Origin of the sequence: Streptomyces sp. NPDC005791, from assembly GCF_042871485.1 — a bacterium.
GTDB lineage: Bacteria > Actinomycetota > Actinomycetes > Streptomycetales > Streptomycetaceae > Streptomyces.
Genome location: NZ_JBIAIP010000002.1, coordinates 534029 through 555905, shown reverse-complemented (window position 1 = coordinate 555905; position 21877 = coordinate 534029). Strand labels below are relative to the sequence as shown.

Sequence of the window (21877 nt, the reverse complement as noted above, 5' to 3'; positions counted from 1 at the left end):
AAGTCGTTCGAGGCTCCGGGACGGGTGCCCGGGGCCGTGCGGTCCGTCGTCGGTTCCGTGGTTCGGCGACGGCGTCGCGACCCATGATGCCGTGTCGCCGGGACCACAACCTTATGATTACTCATGGTAAACATACGAGTACGCACAGTGGCTAGTGGTCTGCGGCGGTCAATTGCGAAGAACCGGCGCCGGTTTGACGTACCCAGGCGTCAGACGATCGAACCGTCCACGAAGCACCAGCGCCAGGTCTCCCCGCGTTCGAGGCTGCGCATCACCGGGTGACCGGTCGCTTCGTGGTGTGCCGTCGCGTGCTTCAGCGGCGAGGAATCGCAGCACCCGACGTGTCCGCAGTCGAGGCAGAGCCGCAGTTGCACGGGATGGGTGCCGGCCGCCAGACACTCCGGACAGGTGTCGCCGAGCGGGGCGGGCTCGGGGCGCGGCAGTTCGGCTACGTGGAGGCACTCACTCATGATGGCCACGTTACGTCGGATGTGAGGACAGTGAGATGGACGCATTGCCGCTGGTGGCACTCGTCGCGGCGAGCGCGGCGGTCGCGGGGGCCGCCCGGAGGACACCGGTGCCCGCGCCGCTGCTGCTGGTCGCGGCCGGGTTGCTGGCCTCGTACCTGCCGGGCGTGCCGGACTACACGCTGGACGCGCACATCGTGCTGCCCCTGCTGCTGCCGCCGTTGCTGTACACGGCGGCGGTCGACAGCTCGTACCTCGACCTGCGGGCCAATGTGCGGCCGGTCGCCCTGCTCTCCGTGGGGTACGTGCTCTTCGCGACGGTCGCCGTGGGGTGGCTGGCCTATCTCCTGGTGCCGGACCTGCCGCTCACCGCCGCCCTGGTGCTCGGCGCGGTGGTCGCCCCGCCGGACGCCGTCACGGCCGCGGCGATCGCCCGCAGGGTGGGCCTGCCCGCCCGGGTCACCACGATTCTCCAGGGCGAGTCCCTGGTGAACGACGCCACCGCGATCACCGCCTTCAAGGTGGCCCTCGCCGCAGCCGTCGGCGCGGGCATGAGCTGGGGCGAGGGCATCGGAGAATTCGCGCTGGCGTCGGTCGGCGGCATCGGCGTCGGCCTGCTGCTCATGGTGCCGCTGCACTGGCTGCGCACGCACCTCAAGGAGGCGCTGCTCCAGAACACCCTGTCGCTGCTGATCCCGTTCGTCGCCTATGCGGCGGCGGAGCGGGTGCACGCCTCCGGAGTGCTCGCCGTGGTCGTCGTCGCGCTCTACCTGGGGCACCGTTCCTGGCAGGTCGACTTCGCGACCCGGCTGCAGGAGGCGGCGGTCTGGAAGATGGTCGCGTTCGTCCTGGAGTCCGCGGTCTTCGCGCTCATCGGCCTGCAGCTGCCCTTCGTGCTCAGGGGCCTGGGCGCGTACGGCGTGGCCGAGGCCTTGGGATACGCGGTCCTGGTGTTCGTGGCCGTGGTCGTGGTGCGCTTCGTCTGGGTGTACCCGGCGAGCTACCTGCCGCCCCGGCTCTCCCGGCGCATCAGGGAGCGTGAGGGAATGCCGTCCTGGTCCTCGTCCCTGATCGTCGGCTGGGCCGGGATGAGGGGCGTCGTCTCGCTCGCCATCGCCTTCTCGATCCCCATGGTCACGCATGACGGAGAAGACTTCCCCGCGCGCAACCTGGTGCTGTTCCTGACCTTCACGACCGTCATCGGGACGCTGGTGGTCCAGGGGCTGAGCCTGCCCCTCCTGGTGCGCGTACTGAAGCTCCCGGGGCGCAGCGCGCGCGCCGAGACGCTGGCCGAGGCGCAGGCGCAGAACGAGGCGTCCACGGCTGCGGACGCGCGTCTGGAGGCCCTGCTGGCGGATCCGCGCAACGCGCTGCCCGACCCCCTCACCCAGCGGCTGCGCGCTGTCATGGAACGGCGGCGCAACGCCGTGTGGGAACGGCTCGGCGAGGCCAATCCGGTCACCGGGGAGTCGGCGGACGACACCTACCGGCGGCTGGCGAGGGACATGATCGCCGCCGAGCGCGAGGTCTTCGTACGCCTCAGGGACGAGCGGCGGATCGACGACGAGATGCTGCGTGCCCTGTTGCGGCGGCTGGACCTGGAGGAGGCCGCCGCCTACCGGGAGACGGACGGCGGGTGAGCGTGCCCCCGGAAGTGCCGGGACCCGGACGGCTCAGGGCCGCCCCGTGACGACCGCGGTGACCGTGGATCCCGGGGCGAAGGCGCCCTCCCCGGCCAGCACGGTCAGCCCGTACAGGAGTTTGGCCACGTAGAGCCGTTCGACGGGCAGGCCGTGCCGGTCCTCGAAATCGGCGGCGAAGGCGTGCAGTTCCGGTGTCGTACGGGCGTACCCGCCGAAGTGGAAGCGTTCGTCCAGGGACCACTCCCCGGCGTGACCGCCGAACGTCTCCTGCTGCAGGTCGTGTATCGCCGCTCCCAGGAAGCCGCCGCGCAGGACGGGGACGCCCAGGGCGCGCTGCCCGGGGCCGAGTCCGGCGGCCAGACCCGCGAGGGTGCCTCCGGTGCCGCAGGCGACCGCCACGGTGCCGGCCGGGCCGTGCAATTCGCGGCCGAGCTCTGTGCAGCCCTGTACGGCGAGCGCGTTGCTGCCGCCTTCCGGGATGACCAGGCACTCCCCGAAGAGTCGCAGAAGGCCTTCCAGGACCTCGGGAGTGGTCTTCGCGCGGTAGGTGGCGCGGTCCACGAAGTGCAGGTGCATGCCGTCGGCCGCGCACCGCGCGAGCGAGGGGTTCAGCGGGCGGTGGGCCAGTTCGTCGCCCCGTACGACGCCGACGGTGGGGAAGCCCAGCAGCCGTCCGGCGGCTGCCGTGGCCCTGAGGTGGTTCGAGTAGGCGCCGCCGAAGGTCAGTACGGTCCGGCCGGCGGCGGACCGTAGGTTGAGGGCGAGCTTGCGCCACTTGTTGCCCGGAAGGTCCGGGTGGATGAGGTCGTCGCGCTTGAGCAGCAGCGTCACGCCGTGGCGCGCGAAGCGCTCGTCCCGGGCCGGCTGCAGGGGCGAGGGGAGCACCGGGCGCAGTCGGGAGAGGTCGGGCGCTTCGTCGTCCATGCCTTCATTGTGTGCCGTCCCGTGCCGCCCTGTTCCAGTGGCCGACGACCGAGGGGGCGTCCTGGCCGTGCTCAGTCCTGGGCGAGCCACAGGTCGGGGCCGAACACCTCGTAGTGGATGTCGGCCGCAGCCACCCCCTTGCCCAGCAACTGGGAGCGTACGGCGCGCATGAAGGGCAGCGGGCCGCAGAGGTAGGCGTGGGTGCCCGGGGCGACCGGAAGGCCGCTCAGGTCGACCGTGCCGGTGCGGTGTGCGGGGTGGCCGGGCTCCGGGCTCTCGTACCAGAAGTGGGCGGAGGCGTCCGGGAGCTTGCCGGTGAGTGCCGCGTGGTCCGTGCGCAGCGCGTGATCGGCGGGCGACCTGTCGCCGTGGACCACGGTGACGGGCGCACGGTGCCCCTCCTGCGCGAGGTGCTCCAGCATCGACAGGATCGGGGTGCATCCGATGCCTGCCGAAGCGAGGAGCAGTGGGGCGTCGCCGGCGCCGTCGAGCACCAGGTCGCCGTACGGAGCCGAGACGCGCAGCCGGTCACCCACGGTCAGTCGCGCGTGCAGGTGCGAGGAGACCTCGCCCTCCGGGCCGTTCTCGCCCCGTACGCGCTTGACGGAGAAGGACCGCTGGTCGGCGCCGGGCGCACCGGTGAGGCTGTACTGGCGTATCTGGCGGGCGCCGTCGGGGAGTTCCACCTGGACGGAGACGTACTGGCCCGGCCGGAAGCCGGGGACCGGCGCGCCGTCGGAGGGGGCGATCCGGAAGGTGGTCACGTCGGGGGTGTCCTCGACGCGGGAGATCACCGTCCATTCGCTCCACACGTCGCCGGCGACCACGCCCTGCTGGGCGTGGAGCCGTTCCTCGATCGCGATCAGGGCGTTGGCCATCAGCCAGTAGACCTCGTCCCAGGCCGCGGCGACCTCGGGGGTCACGGCGTCGCCGAGCACCTCGGCGATGGCGGCGAAGAGGTGGGTGTGCACGACCTGGTACTGCGGGGCGGTGATACCCAGTGAGGCGTGCTTGTTGGCGATCCGGCCCAGCATCACGTCGGGCCGGGCGTCCGGGTGCTCGACGAGTTGGGTGGCGAAGGCCGCGATGGATCCGGCGAGCGCCTGACGCTGAGTGCCGGAAGCCTGGTTGCCCCGGTTGAAGAGGTCCCGGAGCAGTTCCGGGTGGGCGTCGAACAGCTTTCGGTAGAAGAGGTCCGCGATGTCCCCGATGGCCGCGCCTACGGCGGGGAGCGTGGCTCGGACGGTGGCGGTCGACGTCTCGGAGAGCATCGGGTGACTCCTTGGGTGGTGAGGGCCGCGTGGCGAACGGCACATAAAATTGGTATACGAGATGCGTATTTTCGAGCGGAGTGGCCGGCCTGGCGTGTCGCGGTGGGGCGCGCCGACGGTCGCGGGCGGATCAGCCGGGCGCGGGGCCGCCGCGGCTGATGCCGAGCAGCAGCGGGCCGGTGGGGGAGGAGACGAGATCACCGACCGTGAGCGGGTCGAGCGAGGCGTAGAAGGCCTCTTCGGCCTGGCGCAGTGCCGAACGGAGCCGGCAGGCGGAGCGCAGGGGGCATGGGGTGCCGCCCTCGCAGTCGACGACCTCACCCGGTCCCTCCAGCTGCCGCACCAGGGCGCCGATCGAGGCCGATCGGCCGGCGGTGGTGAGGGTGAGGCCCCCGCCCCGGCCCCGCCGGGCGTCGACCAGGCCGAGGTGCTGGAGGCGGGCGACGACCTTCGCCGCGTGGGTGTAGGGCACCTGCATGGTGGCCGCCACCTCACGGGTGGTCGGCGGGTCCTCGCCCTCCGCCGTGACGGTCAGGCGCATGAGCACCCGCAGCGCCACATCGGTGAATCGGGTCAGCCGCATGACGGCAGCGTAGATAAGTTGCATTCTGGATGCAACTTACGCGCCCGTCCCGCCCGTCCTCCGTCGGAGGCGGCGCGTCATCATGGTGGGTGTGGTCCCGTGACGGATGCGGGGTGCGCTTGGGTGAGAGAGGTGGTCAGCGGCCGTGCCGAAACCGAACGCAGCCGGCGGGATACCGGCGGGCAAGGTCATCACCGACCCGGACGGCCTGGGCCGTTACGCGCACGACGAGGCGGAATGGGCCCCGGCAGGGCTACCCCTGGCGGTCGTGCGGCCCCAGGACACCGACGAGGTGCGGGCCGTCGTCGCGTACTGCGTCGAGCACCGGATCCCGGTGGTCCCGCGCGGCGCCGGCACGGGACTGTCGGGCGGGGCCAACGCCGTGGACGGTGCCGTCGTCCTCTCCTTCGAGGACATGAACCGCATCCTGCGCATCGACCCGGTGGAGCGTCTCGCCGTCGTCCAGCCAGGTGTCGTCAACGACGACCTGCGTGCCGCGTGCGCCGAGCAGGGCCTCTGGTACCCGCCGGACCCGGCGAGCTCCCCCTGGTCCACCCTCGGGGGCAACACGGCCACGAACGCGGGGGGCATGTGCTGCGTCAAGTACGGCGTGACCCGGGACTACGTGCTCGGACTCGAGGCGGTCAACGGCCTGGGCGAGATCGTGCGGGTGGGCCGGCAGACCGCCAAGGGAGTCGCGGGGTACGACCTGTGCGGTCTCCTCGTCGGCTCCGAGGGCACCCTCGGCGTGATCACCGAGATCACCGTGAAGCTGCGTGGCGCGCGGCCCGCGGAGCGTACGGTGGCCGGCTTCTTCGACTCGGTCGTCGCGGCCGGTGACGCGGTGAGCCGGGTGACGGCGGCGGGCATCGTACCCTCGGCGCTCGAACTCCTCGACCGCCACTGCCTGAAGGCCGTCGACGAGTGGAAGAACATGGGCCTGTCCGCGGACGCGAACGCGATCCTGCTCGGCCGCGTGGACACCCCGGGTGCCGCCGGTGACGCCGAGGCCGAGGCCGTGCGGGCCTGTTTCGCCGAGGCGGGCGCCGCCTGGGCCGAGGTCTCCACCGACCAGGCCGAGGCGGACGCCCTGTTCCAGGCCCGTCGACTGGCCTACCCGGCGCTGGAGCGGCTGGGGCCGGTACTCACCGAGGACGTGGTCGTGCCTCGCTCCCGGGTGCCGCAGATGCTGGCGCGCATCGAGGAGATCGCCGGCGAACACGAGGTCCTCATCGCCAACATCGCCCATGCCGGCGACGGCAACCTCCACCCCCTGATCATCACCGAACCCGGCGACGACGAGGCCAGGGCCCGCGCCCAGCTCGCCTTCGAGGACATCCTCGACGCGGCGATCTCCTTCGGCGGTACGGTCACCGGAGAACACGGCGTGGGCCTGCTCAAGATGGGCGGCATGGACCGCGAAATCGGCCCCGTCAACCTCGCCATGCAACGAGCGGTCAAGGCGGCCCTCGATCCGTACGGCATCCTCAACCCGGGCAAGGTCGTCGTCTCGGGAGCACCCTTGGCGCCCTGACGGTGCCGACGGCCATTCCTACCGCAGCGGTTCGCTGAGCGCGACGGCGCGCAGGGCAGCCGCGAGCGCCTGCTCGTCGCCGACGTCGAGAGCCGTGTCGGTGAGCTTGACGACGTGCTCGTCGCCGTGGACCAGGGCCTGTTCGAAAACCTCTTCGGGCGTGACCGTGCCCGGCGGGACATAGGCCACCGGGGCGTCCGGAGCGTACATCGCGGTCACCGCCGCGGATGCCGTCCAGGCGGCATGGAGGCTCGGCACCCACAGTGGCCGCGGGAGAGCGGGGAGGGTGCGCAGGACGGCGTTGGGCGCCGTCGCCGCGTGGACCAGCATGGTCGCCTCGCCGTGGCCGTGGGTGGCATACCGATGGGTGGCCGCCGTGACCAGCTCGATGAGCCGGCGGTGGGCCTCGGCCGGGTCCGTGACTGTGGCGGCCCACACCGGGAGGCTCCTGACCCGCCCGAGCCGGGCAGGGAATCCGCCCTCCTGCCCGGCGACGGAGGTCACCGCGTCGAGAGCGGCTGCGGCGCTGTCCGCCCCCGGTGCGGGCATGAGACCGGTGACAGGGTGGTGGCGGGCGGCCCAGTAACCGAGGCCGTGCGCGAGTTCGGTTAGCCTCGGTGCGGTGCCCTCGCCGGCCAGGAGCGTGCGTACGGCATGGCCCACGCGGATCACCGGATGCGTCGATCCGCCGTACATGCCGGGCAGCAGACGGGGCCACCACTGGGCCAGCACGTCCCGCCAGGGACGCTCGGCGATCTCCCGGCCGAAGTGGCCGATCCAGTCGGCGGCGCGGCGCGGGTCGCCCAGAGCCGTGCGCCAGTTGGCGTCCGTGACCGGCTCGACGGCTGCCGGGAACTCCTCGAGTCTGGACGCGTAGAGGTCGAGCCAGCGGTGCACGGCCGCCGCCTGACCGTTGGCCGAGAGGGCCTCGACGGCCATCGGCGCGTGGTTGGTGAGCCGCCCGAGCCGCTCCGGGCCCGAGGTGTGCAGCCGCTGGAGCGCCTCGTCGAGGGTGCCTGTCGTATCCATGGCGAGAACGCTAGGCGCCCGTCCGCGCCCCCGTAACGGGCGGAAGTCCTAGGCGCCGAGCGGGGCTTGGAGGAGGGGGCCTACGTCCGGAGGCCTGGTCCGGGCTCTCCCGCCGATGGCTGACGCAGGCGCCGGTCGGGCCTTCGCGCGTGACCGGGCGCGAGCAACGTTCCCGCCCTCGGGCCCGATTAGTCACACTCTTTTGTGTAATAGCGCATGGTATCCCTCGGCTGCAAGTCTTCCTCTCGCAGGTCAGTCCATGATCGAGAGGATGTCGGATGTCCGTTGGTGAAGAGGTTCGCGACACGCAGCCGCCGCAGCAGAGTCTCGGCACAGCGGCTGCGCGGAACCTCGCGACGACGACCAAGTCCGCCCCGCAGATGCAGGAAATCACCTCGCGATGGCTGCTGCGCATGCTGCCGTGGGTGCAGGTGCAGGGTGGCACCTACCGGGTGAACCGCCGGCTGAGCTATTCCGTCGGGGACGGCAGGGTGACCTTCGTCCAGACAGGCGACCGGGTCACGGTCATCCCCGCGGAGCTCGGTGAACTTCCCGCCCTCCGTGGTTTCGGTGACGAGGAGGTGCTGGCCGAGCTGGCGCGCAGGTGTGAGCAGCGTGATGTCGCGGCCGGCGAGGTGCTCGCCGCGTCGGGCGACGCGGCGGACCGGGTCCATCTCCTGGCCCACGGCAAGGTCGAGAAGATCGGGACCGGGCCCTACGGCGACGAGACGGTACTCGGAGTCCTCGCCGACGGCGCCTATTTCGGTGACCATGTCCTGGTCGACGGCGACGCGACGTGGGCGTACACAGTCCGTGCGGTGACCGGCTGCACACTGCTGACCTTGCGCCGTTCGGACGTGCTGAACCTCGCGGCCCGCGCGGACTCGCTCCGGGACCATCTCGCCGGGCTCCTCGCCATCCCGCACCAGCGGACCAATCGCTACGGCGAGGCGGAGATCGACCTTTCGGCGGGGCATGTGGGGGAGAGCGTCGTCCCGCACACCTTCGTCGACTACGAGTCGGCGCCCCGTGAGTACGAACTGAGCGTCGCCCAGACCGTGCTGAAGGTCCACAGCAGGGTGGCCGACCTCTACAACCAGCCGATGAACCAGACCGAGCAGCAGTTGCGGCTCACGGTGGAGGCGCTGCGGGAACGCCAGGAACACGAGCTCATCAACAACCGGGAGTTCGGCCTGCTCAACAACTGCGACTACGGGCAGCGTCTCCAGCCGCACGACGGAGCGCCCGGCCCCGACGACATGGACGAGCTCCTGTCGCGCCGGCGCGGGTCCAAGCTGTTCCTCGCCCATCCGCGGGCCATCGCCGCCTTCGGCCGGGAGTGCAACAGGCGCGGCCTGGTGCCGGAGAGCGTCGAGGTCGGGGGACACCACGTGCCGGCCTGGCGGGGAGTGCCCATCTTCCCGTGCAACAAGATCCCCGTCACCGATGCCCGCACCACCTCGATCATCTGCATGAGGACCGGCGAGGCGGACCAGGGCGTCATCGGGCTCCAGCAGAGCGGCATCCCGGACGAGATCGAGCCCAGCCTCTCGGTCCGGTTCATGGGTATCGACGAGCAGGCGATCATCTCCTACCTCGTGACGGCGTACTACTCCGCCGCCGTACTGGTGCCGGACGCCCTCGGAGTCCTGGAGAACGTCGAGGTGAGCCGCTGGCGATGACGCTCCCCGGGCCCGGGCGACAGCTGCCCGGGCCCCGGCAGGCCAAGGCCGCGAACAAGGTGCCCCGTGGCGCCCGGAAGGAGTGACCGTGATCATGACCAGTACGGATGCCGCGATGGACGGGCACAAGGCCGCCGCGCTCCTGGAGCACACCCGTGACGCCGTCGACCCGCACCTGCGAGCAGCCGTCGACACGCTGCCCGGGGCGATCCGGCGGGTCGCCAAGTACCACTTCGGCTGGCAGAACGCCGACGGGAGCCCCGCCTCCGGGCAGTCGGGGAAGGCCATCAGGCCGGCGCTCGTCCTGGCTGCCGCCCGTGCGCTGGGCGGGGACCCGGAGGTGGCGATGCGGGCGGCCGTCGCCGTTGAACTCGCGCACAACTTCACCCTGCTCCACGACGATGTCATCGACGAGGACACGACCCGTCGGCACCGGCCCACGGCCTGGGCGGTCTTCGGCGTGCCGGACGCCGTCATCACGGGTGACGCCATGCTGTCCCTCGCCCTGCGACTGCTGGCGGACGATCCGCACCCCGCGTCCGCGCACGCCGCGGTGCGGCTCTCCACCTGCGTCATCGAGCTGTGTGCGGGGCAGCAGGCCGACGGCGCATTGGAGGACCGCGACCCCGACGACGTCACGCTCGACGAGTGCCTGGCCATGGCCATGGCCAAGACGGGCGCCCTGCTCGGATGTGCCTGCGCCCTGGGCGCGCTCTACGCGGGGGCGGGGGAACGGGCGGTCCTCGCCATGGACGGGTTCGGCCGGGAAGCGGGCCTCGCCTTCCAGCTCATCGACGACCTGATCGGCATCTGGGGGGACACGGCCCGCACGGGCAAACCGGTCGGGGCCGACCTGACCGCCCACAAGAAATCCCTGCCGGTGGTCGCGGCGCTCACGTCGGACACCCCGGCCGCCGCCGAGCTCGCCGCGCTCTACCAAGGCGTCATGAACACCCCGGGGGAGGTGAGACGCGCTGCCGACGCGGTCGACCGGGCCGGCGGCCGCGACTGGGCCCAGGTCGCCGCGGCCGACCGGATGGCCCGGGCCGTCCATCATCTGTCCCGTGCGGTGCCCGCTCCGGAGGGTGCCGGAGACCTGCTGGTCCTGGCCGAGTTCGTCACCCGGAGAACTCACTGAACCGGGCACGCCCCTGACGCTTTGCTGCCCCCAACTCTAGTATTCCGTCGGTCGGTTGGACCATCACCACGGAGCGAGGAGGGGGCCGGTCATGGGTGTGCGCATACGGCAGGCGGACCAGCGGGACAGGGACCAGGTCGTACGGATCCTGGAAGTGGCGTTCCACGAGGACCCGGTGAGCAGTTGGGTGTTTCCCGACGAGCAGCACCGGCGCGCGGTGCACGGGAAGTTCCTCGGCGTGTTCGCCGACGTCACGTTGGACGGAGGACGGGTCGACCTGCTGGAGGACGGTACGGCGGCGGCCCTCTGGATCTCCGTGCCGGCGGGCGCGCCGGAGGAGGGCGAGGACACCCCCGCGCTGATGCGGGAGACGGCGGACCCCGACAACGAGCGGGCCGAACTGGTGGGGAGGCTGACCGGCGCCGTTCACCCGCACGACCGTGCGCACGAGTACCTGTTGATGATCGGCGTCTCCCCGGAGCGCCAGGGTGAGGGAATCGGTGAGACGCTGATGAGAAAGGTCCTGGAACGCTGCGACCGGGAGGGGGTTCCCGCCTACCTGGAGGCGAGCAGCGGGCGCAGCCGAGGTCTTTACGAGCGGCTCGGTTTCACCTTCACCGGACAGACCGTCGACCTCCCTGACGGCCCGTCGATGTGGCCCATGTGGCGGGAGCCGCAGGCCGGATGAGCGGGCCGGCGCCGGCGGAGGTACGGAAGGGGAGGGTGCCGCCAGGGCGGCCCGGGGGCACGGGCTACAGTCCCTGCTCATGACAGATGAGTCGTGGGCAGGCTGGTACCGGGACCATCGGGGTTCCGAGGCCGTCATTCTCACCACGGACGGACAGCAGCTCCGTATCCGCATCCGGGGCACGGACTTCGAGGGCGAGAGCTTCGACGGTCTGGGACCGGTGGCGGGTGCGCCGGTCCAGGAGGGGCTGTTCGACCTGGTGGGCGGCGTGCTCGACGACTGTGTGCTGGAGTGGGACCTCCCCCTCCCGGTCCTGGTGTCCGGGACGGTCCGGCAGGCCACGCTCAGCTGCCTGTTGTCCCTGCGCAGGGCGGACCCGGACTTGTATCTCGCCCTTCATCTGGACGGGGCGGTGTACGAGTCGAACCGTGCGGAGGGTGACTTCGCCGCCGCACTGGCCACGGTCCAGCGGATCCTGCCGCCCGGCATACATCTGCAGACGTGCATAGCCTGCGCCTTCTCCGACTACTTCCCGGCCCCGGTCCGCGGTCTTTCCGGCGGGCTCGCCTGCTTCCGCGGCGCCAAGGACGCCTACCGAGGCGTGGCGGACGCGGACGACGTCGCCGGCCTCTGGGACCGGCGTACCGCATTCGTCCAGGAGATATGGAGCTGCCGGGAGTTCGAACCGCGCCCGGCCCATGGCGCCGGCACGGGCCACCGGGGAGCCTTCCCGCTCGAACTGGCCTGAGCCACGTGCCGGCTCGCCCGTGGTGTCAGGACGCGGTGCGGGCGGGAGCGGCCCACCCGGCACGACTGTTCTGCCGACAGCGAGTTTCCGTTCTCCCTGCGGCGGAGGAGGGCACGATCGACGCATGAGGCTCTTGATGCTGGGCGGGACGGAGTTCGTGGGACGCGCGGTCACCGACGCGGCCCTCGGCCGCGGATGGGAGGTCACCGTCTTCCACCGCGGCCACCACGCCGCGCCGGCCGGGGCCCGGACGCTGACCGGTGACCGCACGACGGGTGCCGCGGGGCTCGCGGCACTGACCGAAGGCACCTGGGATCTGGTGGTCGACACCTGGAGCGGCGCGCCCTCCGCCGTTCGGGACGCCGCCCGGCTGCTGTCGGACAGGGTGGGGCATTTCAGTTACGTCTCCAGCAGGTCCGTGTACGCCTACCCCACTCCGGCGGGGCTCCCGGAGGACGGACCGCTGGTGGCCGGCGCCTCCCAGGACGCCGGAGCGGATGTTCCGTACGCCCTGGCCAAGCGGGGCGGTGAGCTCGCGGCGCTCGACGCCTTCGGCGACCGGGCGCTGCTGGCCCGGGCCGGGCTGATCCTCGGTCCGGGGGAGAACATCGGCCGTCTGCCGTGGTGGCTGGCCCGGACGGCCAGGGGCGGGCCGGTCGTCGCACCAGGGCCACCGGATGCCCCGCTCCAGTACATCGACGCCCGGGACCTGGCTGACTGGCTCCTGGACGCCGCGGCGGACGGCCTGGGCGGGGCGTACAACACGGTGAGCCGGCCGGGGCACACGACCATGGGCGAGCTCCTGGACGCCTGCGTCCGCGTCACAGGCGCCCGCGCCCGACTGCGCTGGACCGACCCCGAGGTGCTTCTCGCGGCCGGTGTCGAGCCGTGGACGGATCTGCCGGTCTGGCTGCCTGCCGGAGAGCTCCACGACAGCATGCACCAGGGTGATGTCACCAAGGCGCACGCCACGGGTCTGCGCTGCAGGCCCGTGGGTGAAACCGTCGCCGATACGTGGGCCTGGCTGTGTGAGCGCGGAGGGACGGCCCCGCAGCGCTCGGACCGGCCCGCCGTCGGTCTCGACGCGCGCACCGAGGCGAAGCTCCTGGCGGCGCCCGGCAGCCCTTAGCGTGACCCCATGACCGAACACCTGCTGCACCTCACGGAAGAGCCCCTGTGGGAGGCCGCCCGCAGAGCGGGGACGTACGAGATGTCCACCCGGGGCCGCACCCTGCGGGAGGAGGGCTTCATCCACTGCTCGCTGCCCCACCAGCTCCCCGCGGTGGCGGGGGCGTTGTACGGACCCGAGGACGAGGGCCTGGTGGTCCTGGTCATCGATACGGGCCGGCTCCCGGCGCCCGTCACGTACGAGTCGATGGAACCCGGCGGTGAGGAGTTCCCGCACATCTACGGGCCGCTGCCGGTGAGCGCGGTCGTGGAGGTGCGCCCCTGGGCCGGGACCGTGGCGCGGGAGAGGGGTGAGGCATGATGATCGGTCCTCTCGTCGCGGTGACCGGCGCGAGCGGGGCGGTCGGCGGCCGGGTGGCCGCGCGGCTGGTCCGGACCGGCGTTCCCGTGCGCCTCCTCGGCCGTGAGCCCTCCCGGCTGCCCCGGCTGCCCGGAGCGGCCGCCGCGCCCCCGGCTGCTTACGGCGACGGGGAGTCCATGCGTCGCGCGCTGGAAGGGGCGCACACCCTGTTCCTCGTCTCGGCGCACGAGAGTCCGGGACGGGTGCTGGAACACACCACGGCGGTGGACGCCGCCCTCGCCGCGGGCGTCGAGCGCATCGTGTACGTGTCGTTCCTCGGCGCGGCACCGGACGCGACGTTCACGTTCGCACGCGATCACTGGCACACCGAGGCGCACATCAGGATGACCGGGGTGCGCCACACCTTCCTGCGGGACAGCTGGTACCTCGCTGCGATCCCCGCGATGACGGGCTCCGACGGCGTCCTGCGCGGGCCCGGTGGTGAGGGGCGGGTCTCGGCCGTCTCCCACGAGGACATCGCGGACGCGGCGTCAGCCGTCCTGCTGGACGAGGGAACCGGCCATGACGGCGTGACGTACGACCTCACGGGCCCCGAGGCGTTCACCCTGGCGGAGGCGGCCGGTGAACTGAGCCGACGCACCGGCCGCGTGATCCACTACGTGCCCGAGACCAGGGAGGAGGCCTACACATCCCGTGCCCACTACGGCGCCCCGGAGTGGGAGGTGGCGGGCTGGGTCACCTCCTACGAGGCGATCGCGGCAGGTGAGCTGGAGACCGTCTCGGACGCCGTCCCGCTCCTCACGGGCCACCCGGCCCGGAGCCTGGCCACCTACCTGCGGGAGAACCCGGACAGCTACCGGCACCTCCTGCCGGACTCCTAGCGTCTCCTGTCCTGCGACCGCCCACGTGCGGCGGCGGGTGCGCGCCCCGTTCGAGCACACCGCTGCCACCCAGGCCGAGAGGCTGTACGGCAGCCCGGGAACAAGACCGCACCCGGCCCATGGGGGACGCCGTGAACGGCGCTCCCGCGGACCGGGTGCGGTCGGATCGGCGACGTGGCCGGCGCATGCGCCGGCCAGGCGGCCCGGCCGTGGATCAGGCCTTCTTGGTCTCCCAGAAGATCTTGTCGATCTGGGCGATCAGGTCCAGAGCCTTCTGGCCCGTGGCCGGGTCGTTCGAACCCTTGGCCGCGGAGAGCGCCTTCAGGGTGTCGTTGACCAGCTGGTGCAGCTCCGGGTACTTCTCGAAGTGCGGGGGCTTGAAGTAGTCGCTCCAGAGCACCGAGACGTGGTGCTTCGCGAGCTCGGCACGCTGTTCCTTGATCAGAACGGCGCGCGTGCGGAAGTCCGCGTCCTCGTTGGCCTGGTACTTCTCCTGGACGGCCTTGACGGACTCCGCCTCGATGCGGGCCTGGGCCGGGTCGTACACGCCGCAGGGCAGGTCGCAGTGTGCGCTGACCTTCACCTTGGGGGCAAACAGGCGGGAAAGCATGGAGCTGTCCTTCCTCGTGATCGTCTTCTCAGGTGGGACATTACTCCGTAGGAAGCCGCTTTTAGCGGCTGCCCCCTAGGGCTTAGGCCAAAAGTCCGGGGTGAGGATGAGACCGGTGGCCCAGAATGCGGAGCGGTGCGCGCAGCCGTGTACTGGAGGATTGGACCGGGAGGTGCCACATGCCGGAACCGGCACAGGAGCCGTGGAACGGGCGGGCGGCGCGCAGGCAGTTCCAGGTGGTGGAGGTGACGGGGCCTTCGATGGTGCCCACGCTCTACCACGGGGACTGGTTGCTCGTGCAGCGCGGGGCGCCCGTGCGCCCCGGGGACGTGGTGATCCTGCGTCATCCGTTCCAGCAGGACCTGCTGGTCGTCAAGCGGGCCACCGAGCGACGCGACGGCGGCTGGTGGGTGCTGGGGGACAACGCCTACGCGGGCGGGGACAGCACGGACTACGGAACGGTGCCCGAAGAGCTCGTGCTGGCCCGGGTGCGGGCCCGCTACCGGCCGCTGAGGAAGGATCAGCGGTCGGTGCTCGCGCTGCTGGGCTGGGCGGTGTCCGCGCTGCGCCTCGTATCGCCGGCACGTTCCGTCTCCAGGCGCTTGCGGGCCCGGTAGGCCGCCACGTTGGCCCGGGTGGCGCAGCGGTCCGAGCAGTAGCGACGCGAGCGGTTGGTCGAGGTGTCGAGGTAGGCGTTGCGGCACGGAGCCGCCTCGCACAGCCCGAGCCGGTCCACGCCGTGCGAGGTGAGGTGGAAGGCGAGTCCCATCGCCGCGATCGCTGCGAACCCCGCCGTCGCGTTCGACGGGTGGTCGGCGAGGTGCATGTGCCAGTCCGGCCTGCCGTCCTCGTCACGGGTGTCATGGCCGGAGATCTGCGGGCTCACCGGGAACTCCAGCAGCAGTGAGTTGAGCAGATCGACCGCCAGGGTCTCGTCGCCGCCGTCGGCCGCCTCGAAGACGGCGCGCAGCCGCGCCCGCACCGACCGGAAGCGGGTCACATCCGCGTCCGTCGCGCGGCGGGCGGCCTGCGCGGTGGCGCCGAACAGCTCCCGCACGGACTCGACCGTGGTGAGGGAGTCCTTGCTGCGGGCCGGCTCCTCGGTGTTGACCAGGCGCACGGCGTAGTCCGAGTAATAGGCCAGTTCCACTTGTAGTCCTTACGGCATCGGTCTGTGTCGGTGTGCTGACCAGGGTAATGGGCGGTTGGGATCAACAGGTCTTACGTATGCGGTTCGAGCGGGCGATCGCACTTCGCTGCAACCTGCCGCCCGCCCCGGCGCACTGGAAGGGTGAGACGGTCCGCATCCGCGGGCCCGGAGAGGGGCGCCGATGACGCGGATCGACGACGATGGCGCACTGCACGCCTTTGTGGAGGGCAGACGCACCGCACTGTTCCGCAGTGCCTACCTGCTGTGCGGCGACCGGCACGAGGCCGAGGACCTGGTGCAGACAACTCTGGTCAAGGTCGTACTCGGAGGAAAGCGGCACGGGCGGCTCGACAACATCGAGGCGTACGCCCGCAAGACCCTGGTCAACACCCACATCGCCGCCCGCCGCCGTTTCTGGCGGCGTGAACGCCCGTACGGCGAACTGCCCGACCACGCGGGCGACCAGGCCGATGCGGACACCGGCCTGATGGTCCGGGCGGCACTCGCCCGGCTCACGGTCAGGCAGCGAGCCGTGCTGGTGCTGCGCTACTGGGAGGACCTGAGCGTGGAGGCCACGGCCGAACTGCTCGGGATGCGGGAGAACACGGTCAAGAGTCACACGGCTCGGGGGCTGGCGGCGCTGCGCGCCGGCATGGCGGCGGACATGACGGAGGAACTCGTATGAATGACGTGCACGAACTGCTGGAGCGGGCCGTTGCGCCCGCGGGCAACCCCGCGGTCACCACCGAGGCGGTGTACGCCCGGGCCGCCAGGGTCCGGTTCAGGCGCCGGGCCGCCGTATCGGCCGTCGCGCTCGCGGTCGTTGCCACCGGGGCGGTCACGCTGCCCGGGTTCACGGACGAGCCGAAGACGGAGCGGACATCGATGGCGGCGACGGCTCCCGTCGGGCAGGCCGACAGGAGCGGGAAGGCAGACCGGCTCGCCGCGCTGCTGCCGCCCGGAGTGGGAAGCATCGAGCGGGTCTCGCTGGCCGATCTGACCGGGAACACGACGACCCGGCCGACGACGACGGCGCACGCGGGCCCGCTGGACGGCGAGTACACGGTCCGCAAGGACGGCGGTGTCGGCTACCTCGTCCTGAAGTACCTGGACCGCGTCACCCTGGGCGAAAGGCTCGGTGATACAGGACAGGACGACCTCTGCACGGGCGACGGACCGCGGCTCGCCGACTGCCTGCGGGAGGAGCTCGCGGACGGCAGCGTCCTGACGACCTGGAGCGACTCGATGGAGCACGCGGGGCAGAACGACACCCCTCGATGGGGCCGGGAGATCACCGGTCGACTGGAACTGAAGGACGGGTCCCTGCTGGGCGTGCGGGCCAGCAGCGGCTACCTCGGCGAACGGTCCCAGGGTCCGCTGCTCAAGGCCCCGCCGATCAGCCAGGAGGAACTGGGCACCCTGATGCTGCGTCCCGAGATGCTGCCGAAGAAGTAGGGAAGAACACGAGGAGGGCGGTACGGACCCGGGTCCGTACCGCCCTCCTCGCACTGCGCGACGGTTTACAGCACCTTCGACAGGAAGGACTTCGTCCGGTCGTGCTGCGGGTTCGTCAGGACGTCGCGCGGGTGGCCGGACTCGACGACGACACCGTCGTCCATGAAGACCAGCGCGTCGCCGACCTCACGGGCGAAGCCCATCTCGTGGGTGACGACGATCATCGTCATCCCGTCCTCGGCCAGGCCGCGCATGACGTCCAGGACGTCACCGACCAGCTCCGGGTCGAGTGCCGACGTCGGCTCGTCGAACAGCATCAGCTTCGGCTCCATGGCCAGAGCGCGGGCGATGGCCACGCGCTGCTGCTGCCCGCCGGAGAGCTGAGTGGGGTAGTTCTTCGCCTTGTCGGACAGGCCGACCCGGTCCAGCAGCCGCTCCGCCCGGGCCCGGGCGACGGCTTTGGCCTCGCCCTTGACCTGGATCGGCGCCTCCATGACGTTCTCGAGGGCCGTCATGTGCGGGAACAGGTTGAAGCGCTGGAAGACCATGCCGATGTCCCGGCGCTGCAGGGCGACTTCGCTGTCCTTGAGCTCGTAGAGCTTGTCACCCTTCTGCCGGTAGCCGACCAGGTCGCCGTCGACGTACAGCCGGCCGGCGTTGATCTGTTCCAGGTGGTTGATGCACCGCAGGAACGTCGACTTGCCGGAGCCCGACGGGCCGATCAGGCAGAAGACCTCTCGCGGGGCGACCTCCAGGTCGATGCCCTTGAGGATGTGTGCGGGACCGAAGGACTTGTGTACGCCCTCGGCCTTCACCATGGCGGTCATACGGAGACACCTCCCGAGGGGCGGTTGCTGAAGGAGGTGAGGGCGACCTTGGCCCGCTGGAACGGGGTGAGCGGCAGGCTCCGCAGGCTGCCCCGGGCGTAGCGGCGCTCCAGGTAGTACTGACCCACGCTGAACACGCTGGTCATCACGATGTACCAGATCGAGGCGACGAAGAGCATCTCCATCACCGCGTAACTGGTCGAGCCGATCTGCGACGTGGAGCGCAGCAGCTCGTTGTAGGTGACCGCGTAGACCAGGGACGAGGTCTTCAGCATGTTGATGAACTCGTTGCCGGTCGGCGGGATGATCACCCGCAGGGCCTGCGGGAGCACCACGCGGCGCATGGTCTTCGCCTGGGTCATGCCGAGCGCGTGCGAGGCCTCGGTCTGGCCCTCGTCCACCGACTGGATGCCCGCCCGGACGATCTCCGCCATGTACGCGGCCTCGTTGAGGGCGAGGCCCAGCAGGGCGCACATGAACGGCGTCATCACATCGGTCATCTCGTCCTTGTAGATGAACGGGATGTTGAGGACCGGGAAGATCAGGGCCAGGTTGAACCAGAGCAGCAGCTGCACGTAGACCGGGGTGCCGCGGAAGAACCAGATGTACAGCCATGCCACCCAGCTGGTCACCGGGTTGCTGGAGAGCCGCATGACGGCGAGCACCACGCCCAGGATCACACCGAGGACCATGGCGAGCACACTGATCATCAGCGTGCGGCCCGCACCGGCCAGGACGGTGTCGTCGAGCAGCTTGTCCTGGACCGCCTGCCACTGGATGTCGCCCTGGGAGAAGGCGTACACGAGGGCGGCGAGCAGGGCGAGCACGACCACGCCGCTGATCCAGCGGCCGTAGTGCCGGACGGGAACGGCTCTGATGGTCTCCGGCGCGACGGTGGTGGCCTTGGAGACGGGTGCCGGGGCGACGGATGGGCCGCCGGGCGCCTTGTCGAACTTGTCAGTCACGGTGACTGCCCTTCGGTGGTGCGCCGGTCACTTGCCGCCGTTGATGGCGGCCTTGTCGATCGCGCCGGTGCCGGCACCCCACTTGTCGAGCACCTTCTGGTAGGAGCCGTCGGCGATGATCGCGTCCACGGCCTCCTTGAGCACGTCACGCAGTTCGGTGTTGTCCTTGTTCACCGCGATACCGAACGGGCCGGCGTCCACCTGCTCGCCGACGACCTCGAAGTCCTTGCCGCCGTTCGCCTTGCGGGCCAGGTCCAGGGCGACCGGGTAGTCGTTGACACCGGCGACGGCGCCGCCCGACTTCACGCGGGTCTGGGCCTCGGTGTCGTTCTCGAAGGACTCGATCTTGACGGCCTTCTCGCCGGCGTCCGTGCAGGCCTTGGACTGCTTGTTCAGGGCCTTCTCGTACGTGGTGCCGCGCTGCACCGCCGCGACCCTGCCGCACAGGTCCTCGATGGACTTGATGCCCTCGGGGTTGCCCTTCTTGGTGTAGACGGCGGTACCGGCGAGGAAGTAGTCGACGAAGTCGACGCCCTTGCCGAGCTTCTTGCCGTTGTCGTCCAAGCCCTGCTGTCGCTGCGGGTTGTCCGTGATGGAGGACATGGCGATGTCGTGGCGGCCCGTGTTGAGAGCGGTGATCAGACCGTCGAAGGAGCCGGAGGTGAACTCGAACTTCACGCCCAGCTGCTTGCCCAGGGCTTCCGCGATGTCGGGGTCGACGCCGACGATCTTGCCGTTCTCGACGGATTCCATCGGGGCGTACTCGGCATTCGTGCCGACCTTGATGACACCGGACTTCCGGTACTTCTCCGGGAGCTTGTCGAAGAGCGGGGCGCTGTTCGAAGCGGTGTCGTCACCGGTCTTCGTCGAACCGCTGTCGGTCTGGTCGCCACAGGCGGTCAGCAGCAGGGTGCCGGCGACCGCGACTGCGCAGACCGCGGCAATCCGGGACTTCGCGGCCGTACGACAGAGGGTGCTTGCGGTCATGATCGGAATCCTCCGGCGGTGAGGGAATGCTGGTCAGGTGGGCACGCACGCACCTTCGAGTGTCGCCACCTCGTGTGATTAGGGCATCTTGCCATTCGGACTCACCCAATCAGGGGGCCGGTCATGTCAAAATCGGGTAACGGGCGACCCCCGAACCTCAACGCGCCGGTACGGCATGGCCGGACCTTCTACAGGAAAATGCGTGTGCCCCCGGAGGATCTCCGGTGCGTCTCGACCTACGGACGGTCTTTGTGGCCCTTAGTGGACTTGTCCAGATATTCGACTATGAGTCATGTCACCGAGTCGATACCGACTCGTAAGAGGCCCGGTCCGTCCGGTAAGAAAGACCTTTACACCCCTCATCCGGGGCTCAGGGCGCGTGTGCGGCGCGCCCGCGCGTATGTGTCTCCCCTGCCGGAGCGGGCCAACCGCTCAGTGCCGGGAACGTACGCGGTGCCCGCCCACCCCTCCTCAACCAGGAGTGGCCACCCTCAACTGATGAAGACTTAAGGGGTCAACACAATGGCAGCGGAGATCGTCAATCCTCGCAGCGACAGCACGACGCACGGCATGGCCGATGCGGCAGGACCCAGCGGTGCGGACGAGCCCTTCGATCCGGCCTTCGCCCTCCACCGCGGCGGGAAGATGGCCGTGCAGGCCACCGTCCCGATCCGCGACAAGGACGACCTGTCCCTCGCGTACACACCCGGCGTGGCCAAGGTGTGCAGCGCCATCGCCGAGAATCCCGAGCTCGTCCACGACTACACCTGGAAGTCGCAGGTCGTGGCCGTCGTGACGGACGGCACCGCCGTCCTCGGCCTGGGAGACATCGGTCCCGAGGCCTCCCTCCCGGTGATGGAGGGCAAAGCGATCCTCTTCAAGCAGTTCGGCGGGGTCGACGCGGTGCCGATCGCACTCGCCACGACTGACGCGGACGAGATCGTCGACACCGTCGTGCGCCTCGCGCCCTCCTTCGGTGGTGTGAACCTGGAGGACATCTCGGCACCGCGCTGCTTCGAGATCGAGCGCAAGCTCCAGGAACGTCTCGACATCCCGGTCTTCCACGACGACCAGCACGGCACGGCCGTGGTGACCCTCGCGGCGCTGCGCAACGCGGCGAAGCTGTCCGGCCGCACGCTCGGCGATCTGCGTGCCGTCATCTCGGGTGCCGGCGCGGCGGGTGTCGCCATCGCGAAGTTCCTGCTGGAGGCAGGCATCGGTGACGTCGCCGTCGCCGACCGCAAGGGCATCGTCAGCGGCGACCGCGACGACCTCACGGACGTCAAGCGCGAGCTGGCGGAGCTCACGAACCGGGCCGGCCTCACCGGCTCCCTGGAGACGGCGCTGGCCGGTGCCGACGTCTTCATCGGAGTCTCAGGCGGGACGGTTCCCGAGCCGGCCGTCGCCTCGATGGCGCCCGGCGCCTTCGTGTTCGCCATGGCCAACCCGAACCCCGAGGTCCACCCCGATGTCGCGCACAGGCACGCGGCCGTGGTGGCGACCGGGCGGTCGGACTACCCGAACCAGATCAACAACGTGCTGGCGTTCCCGGGCATCTTCGCGGGCGCGCTGCAGGTGCGGGCCTCCCGGATCACCGAGGGCATGAAGATCGCCGCGGCGAACGCCCTGGCGGATGTCGTCGGCGACGAGCTGGCCGCGGATTACGTCATCCCGTCGCCGTTCGACGAGCGGGTCGCTCCCGCCGTCACCGCCGCGGTGGCTGCGGCCGCCCGTGCGGAGGGGGTCGCGCGGCGCTGACGCCGTGCGGGTGAGGGCGGAGCGGAAGCGGGGCCCGGAGCGCGGGGC

23 protein-coding genes are annotated in these 21877 nt (G+C 70.7%); 13 read left to right on the top strand and 10 right to left on the bottom strand.

The window, feature by feature from the left end:
• Window positions 1–209 precede the first annotated feature (209 nt).
• On the bottom strand, window positions 210–470 hold the full coding sequence (locus tag ACFYSH_RS06840; protein WP_359472341.1) for a UBP-type zinc finger domain-containing protein: 261 nt from the start codon (window positions 468–470) through the stop codon (window positions 210–212).
• A 35-nt stretch (window positions 471–505) separates the two neighbouring features.
• Between ACFYSH_RS06840 and ACFYSH_RS06835 the strand changes: the two genes are divergently transcribed.
• A complete protein-coding gene (locus tag ACFYSH_RS06835) occupies window positions 506–2107 on the top strand; it encodes a Na+/H+ antiporter (protein WP_359472343.1) in 1602 nt (533 codons plus the stop codon).
• 33 nt (window positions 2108–2140) lie between these two features.
• Here ACFYSH_RS06835 and ACFYSH_RS06830 read toward each other — a convergent pair whose 3' ends face one another.
• The 3 genes from ACFYSH_RS06830 to ACFYSH_RS06820 all read right to left on the bottom strand — a co-directional run bounded on the left by ACFYSH_RS06830 (window position 2141) and on the right by ACFYSH_RS06820 (window position 4888).
• Window positions 2141–3034: a pyridoxal-phosphate dependent enzyme gene (locus tag ACFYSH_RS06830; RefSeq protein ID WP_359472345.1), complete on the bottom strand. Its 894-nt coding sequence runs from the start codon at window positions 3032–3034 to the stop codon at window positions 2141–2143.
• Window positions 3035–3105: 71 nt separating this feature from the next.
• Entirely contained in the window at window positions 3106–4305 is a 1200-nt protein-coding gene (locus tag ACFYSH_RS06825) for a globin domain-containing protein (RefSeq protein ID WP_359472347.1), read from the bottom strand.
• A gap of 130 nt (window positions 4306–4435) precedes the next feature.
• Window positions 4436–4888, bottom strand: a complete 453-nt coding sequence (locus ACFYSH_RS06820) for an Rrf2 family transcriptional regulator (RefSeq protein ID WP_359472350.1) — start codon at window positions 4886–4888, stop codon at window positions 4436–4438.
• Window positions 4889–5033: 145 nt separating this feature from the next.
• On the opposite strand from ACFYSH_RS06820, the gene ACFYSH_RS06815 reads away from it, so the two are divergent.
• Window positions 5034–6422, top strand: coding sequence for an FAD-linked oxidase C-terminal domain-containing protein (locus ACFYSH_RS06815; protein ID WP_359472352.1), 1389 nt, complete (start codon window positions 5034–5036; stop codon window positions 6420–6422).
• Window positions 6423–6440: 18 nt separating this feature from the next.
• Here ACFYSH_RS06815 and ACFYSH_RS06810 read toward each other — a convergent pair whose 3' ends face one another.
• Entirely contained in the window at window positions 6441–7451 is a 1011-nt protein-coding gene (locus ACFYSH_RS06810; protein WP_359472354.1) for a questin oxidase family protein, read from the bottom strand.
• A gap of 278 nt (window positions 7452–7729) precedes the next feature.
• On the opposite strand from ACFYSH_RS06810, the gene ACFYSH_RS06805 reads away from it, so the two are divergent.
• From ACFYSH_RS06805 to ACFYSH_RS06775, 7 genes are all read left to right on the top strand, one after another.
• On the top strand, window positions 7730–9133 hold the full coding sequence (locus ACFYSH_RS06805) for a family 2B encapsulin nanocompartment shell protein (RefSeq protein WP_359472356.1): 1404 nt from the start codon (window positions 7730–7732) through the stop codon (window positions 9131–9133).
• A 94-nt stretch (window positions 9134–9227) separates the two neighbouring features.
• Entirely contained in the window at window positions 9228–10271 is a 1044-nt protein-coding gene (locus ACFYSH_RS06800; RefSeq protein ID WP_359472358.1) for a family 2 encapsulin nanocompartment cargo protein polyprenyl transferase, read from the top strand.
• A gap of 91 nt (window positions 10272–10362) precedes the next feature.
• Complete coding sequence (locus ACFYSH_RS06795; protein WP_388751216.1) at window positions 10363–10959, top strand: GNAT family N-acetyltransferase; 597 nt, start codon at window positions 10363–10365, stop codon at window positions 10957–10959.
• A 79-nt stretch (window positions 10960–11038) separates the two neighbouring features.
• Window positions 11039–11707 (top strand): DUF6304 family protein, encoded by a 669-nt coding sequence (locus ACFYSH_RS06790; protein WP_359472362.1) that lies wholly within the window; start codon window positions 11039–11041, stop codon window positions 11705–11707.
• A 124-nt stretch (window positions 11708–11831) separates the two neighbouring features.
• Entirely contained in the window at window positions 11832–12836 is a 1005-nt protein-coding gene (locus ACFYSH_RS06785; RefSeq protein WP_388751214.1) for an NAD-dependent epimerase/dehydratase family protein, read from the top strand.
• A gap of 9 nt (window positions 12837–12845) precedes the next feature.
• On the top strand, window positions 12846–13196 hold the full coding sequence (locus ACFYSH_RS06780) for a DUF952 domain-containing protein (protein ID WP_388751212.1): 351 nt from the start codon (window positions 12846–12848) through the stop codon (window positions 13194–13196).
• Window positions 13196–14077, top strand: coding sequence for an SDR family oxidoreductase (locus ACFYSH_RS06775; protein ID WP_388751273.1), 882 nt, complete (start codon window positions 13196–13198; stop codon window positions 14075–14077). Before ACFYSH_RS06780 ends, ACFYSH_RS06775 begins: the two co-directional genes overlap by 1 nt.
• A 214-nt stretch (window positions 14078–14291) precedes the next feature.
• Here the strand turns inward: ACFYSH_RS06775 and sodN are convergent, their stop codons facing one another.
• Entirely contained in the window at window positions 14292–14687 is a 396-nt protein-coding gene (sodN, locus tag ACFYSH_RS06770) for a superoxide dismutase, Ni (protein ID WP_033298259.1), read from the bottom strand.
• Between the two features lie 179 nt (window positions 14688–14866).
• On the opposite strand from sodN, the gene sodX reads away from it, so the two are divergent.
• Window positions 14867–15304 carry a nickel-type superoxide dismutase maturation protease gene (gene sodX, locus ACFYSH_RS06765; protein WP_359472369.1) on the top strand — a complete coding sequence of 146 codons (438 nt, stop codon included), beginning with the start codon at window positions 14867–14869 and terminating at the stop codon, window positions 15302–15304.
• On the opposite strand, the gene ACFYSH_RS06760 is transcribed toward sodX, so the two are convergent.
• Entirely contained in the window at window positions 15208–15837 is a 630-nt protein-coding gene (locus tag ACFYSH_RS06760) for a CGNR zinc finger domain-containing protein (RefSeq protein ID WP_359472371.1), read from the bottom strand. The genes sodX and ACFYSH_RS06760 overlap by 97 nt on opposite strands.
• Before the next feature lie 181 nt (window positions 15838–16018).
• Here ACFYSH_RS06760 and ACFYSH_RS06755 point away from each other — a divergent pair, with 181 nt between their 5' ends.
• A complete protein-coding gene (locus ACFYSH_RS06755; RefSeq protein WP_359472373.1) occupies window positions 16019–16522 on the top strand; it encodes a SigE family RNA polymerase sigma factor in 504 nt (167 codons plus the stop codon).
• A complete protein-coding gene (locus ACFYSH_RS06750; protein WP_359472374.1) occupies window positions 16519–17292 on the top strand; it encodes a hypothetical protein in 774 nt (257 codons plus the stop codon). The genes ACFYSH_RS06755 and ACFYSH_RS06750 overlap by 4 nt, the downstream gene beginning before the upstream one ends.
• 65 nt (window positions 17293–17357) lie before the next feature.
• On the opposite strand, the gene ACFYSH_RS06745 is transcribed toward ACFYSH_RS06750, so the two are convergent.
• Genes ACFYSH_RS06745 through ACFYSH_RS06735 form a run of 3 tightly spaced genes read right to left on the bottom strand, consistent with a single transcriptional unit; the run spans window position 17358 to window position 20071 of the window.
• Entirely contained in the window at window positions 17358–18119 is a 762-nt protein-coding gene (locus ACFYSH_RS06745) for an amino acid ABC transporter ATP-binding protein (protein ID WP_351281801.1), read from the bottom strand.
• A complete protein-coding gene (locus ACFYSH_RS06740) occupies window positions 18116–19084 on the bottom strand; it encodes an amino acid ABC transporter permease (protein ID WP_359472377.1) in 969 nt (322 codons plus the stop codon). The genes ACFYSH_RS06745 and ACFYSH_RS06740 overlap by 4 nt, the downstream gene beginning before the upstream one ends.
• 27 nt (window positions 19085–19111) lie before the next feature.
• Window positions 19112–20071 carry an ABC transporter substrate-binding protein gene (locus ACFYSH_RS06735; RefSeq protein ID WP_359472379.1) on the bottom strand — a complete coding sequence of 320 codons (960 nt, stop codon included), beginning with the start codon at window positions 20069–20071 and terminating at the stop codon, window positions 19112–19114.
• A gap of 522 nt (window positions 20072–20593) precedes the next feature.
• On the opposite strand from ACFYSH_RS06735, the gene ACFYSH_RS06730 reads away from it, so the two are divergent.
• Window positions 20594–21829 (top strand): NADP-dependent malic enzyme, encoded by a 1236-nt coding sequence (locus ACFYSH_RS06730; RefSeq protein ID WP_359472382.1) that lies wholly within the window; start codon window positions 20594–20596, stop codon window positions 21827–21829.
• Window positions 21830–21877: the final 48 nt, after the last annotated feature.

Excerpts from the sequence above, each read along its gene's own strand:
- ACFYSH_RS06840 (WP_359472341.1), bottom strand. The coding sequence starts at position 470 with ATGAGTGAGTGCCTCCACGTAGCCGAACTGCCGCGCCCCGAGCCCGCC.
- ACFYSH_RS06835 (WP_359472343.1), top strand. The coding sequence starts at position 506 with ATGGACGCATTGCCGCTGGTGGCACTCGTCGCGGCGAGCGCGGCGGTC.
- ACFYSH_RS06830 (WP_359472345.1), bottom strand. The coding sequence starts at position 3,034 with ATGGACGACGAAGCGCCCGACCTCTCCCGACTGCGCCCGGTGCTCCCC.
- ACFYSH_RS06825 (WP_359472347.1), bottom strand. The coding sequence starts at position 4,305 with ATGCTCTCCGAGACGTCGACCGCCACCGTCCGAGCCACGCTCCCCGCC.
- ACFYSH_RS06820 (WP_359472350.1), bottom strand. The coding sequence starts at position 4,888 with ATGCGGCTGACCCGATTCACCGATGTGGCGCTGCGGGTGCTCATGCGC.
- ACFYSH_RS06810 (WP_359472354.1), bottom strand. The coding sequence starts at position 7,451 with ATGGATACGACAGGCACCCTCGACGAGGCGCTCCAGCGGCTGCACACC.
- ACFYSH_RS06805 (WP_359472356.1), top strand. The coding sequence starts at position 7,730 with ATGTCCGTTGGTGAAGAGGTTCGCGACACGCAGCCGCCGCAGCAGAGT.
- ACFYSH_RS06800 (WP_359472358.1), top strand. The coding sequence starts at position 9,228 with ATGACCAGTACGGATGCCGCGATGGACGGGCACAAGGCCGCCGCGCTC.
- ACFYSH_RS06795 (WP_388751216.1), top strand. The coding sequence starts at position 10,363 with ATGGGTGTGCGCATACGGCAGGCGGACCAGCGGGACAGGGACCAGGTC.
- ACFYSH_RS06790 (WP_359472362.1), top strand. The coding sequence starts at position 11,039 with ATGACAGATGAGTCGTGGGCAGGCTGGTACCGGGACCATCGGGGTTCC.
- ACFYSH_RS06785 (WP_388751214.1), top strand. The coding sequence starts at position 11,832 with ATGAGGCTCTTGATGCTGGGCGGGACGGAGTTCGTGGGACGCGCGGTC.
- ACFYSH_RS06780 (WP_388751212.1), top strand. The coding sequence starts at position 12,846 with ATGACCGAACACCTGCTGCACCTCACGGAAGAGCCCCTGTGGGAGGCC.
- ACFYSH_RS06775 (WP_388751273.1), top strand. The coding sequence starts at position 13,196 with ATGATCGGTCCTCTCGTCGCGGTGACCGGCGCGAGCGGGGCGGTCGGC.
- sodN (WP_033298259.1), bottom strand. The coding sequence starts at position 14,687 with ATGCTTTCCCGCCTGTTTGCCCCCAAGGTGAAGGTCAGCGCACACTGC.
- sodX (WP_359472369.1), top strand. The coding sequence starts at position 14,867 with ATGCCGGAACCGGCACAGGAGCCGTGGAACGGGCGGGCGGCGCGCAGG.
- ACFYSH_RS06755 (WP_359472373.1), top strand. The coding sequence starts at position 16,019 with ATGACGCGGATCGACGACGATGGCGCACTGCACGCCTTTGTGGAGGGC.
- ACFYSH_RS06750 (WP_359472374.1), top strand. The coding sequence starts at position 16,519 with ATGAATGACGTGCACGAACTGCTGGAGCGGGCCGTTGCGCCCGCGGGC.
- ACFYSH_RS06745 (WP_351281801.1), bottom strand. The coding sequence starts at position 18,119 with ATGACCGCCATGGTGAAGGCCGAGGGCGTACACAAGTCCTTCGGTCCC.
- ACFYSH_RS06735 (WP_359472379.1), bottom strand. The coding sequence starts at position 20,071 with ATGACCGCAAGCACCCTCTGTCGTACGGCCGCGAAGTCCCGGATTGCC.
- ACFYSH_RS06730 (WP_359472382.1), top strand. The coding sequence starts at position 20,594 with ATGGCAGCGGAGATCGTCAATCCTCGCAGCGACAGCACGACGCACGGC.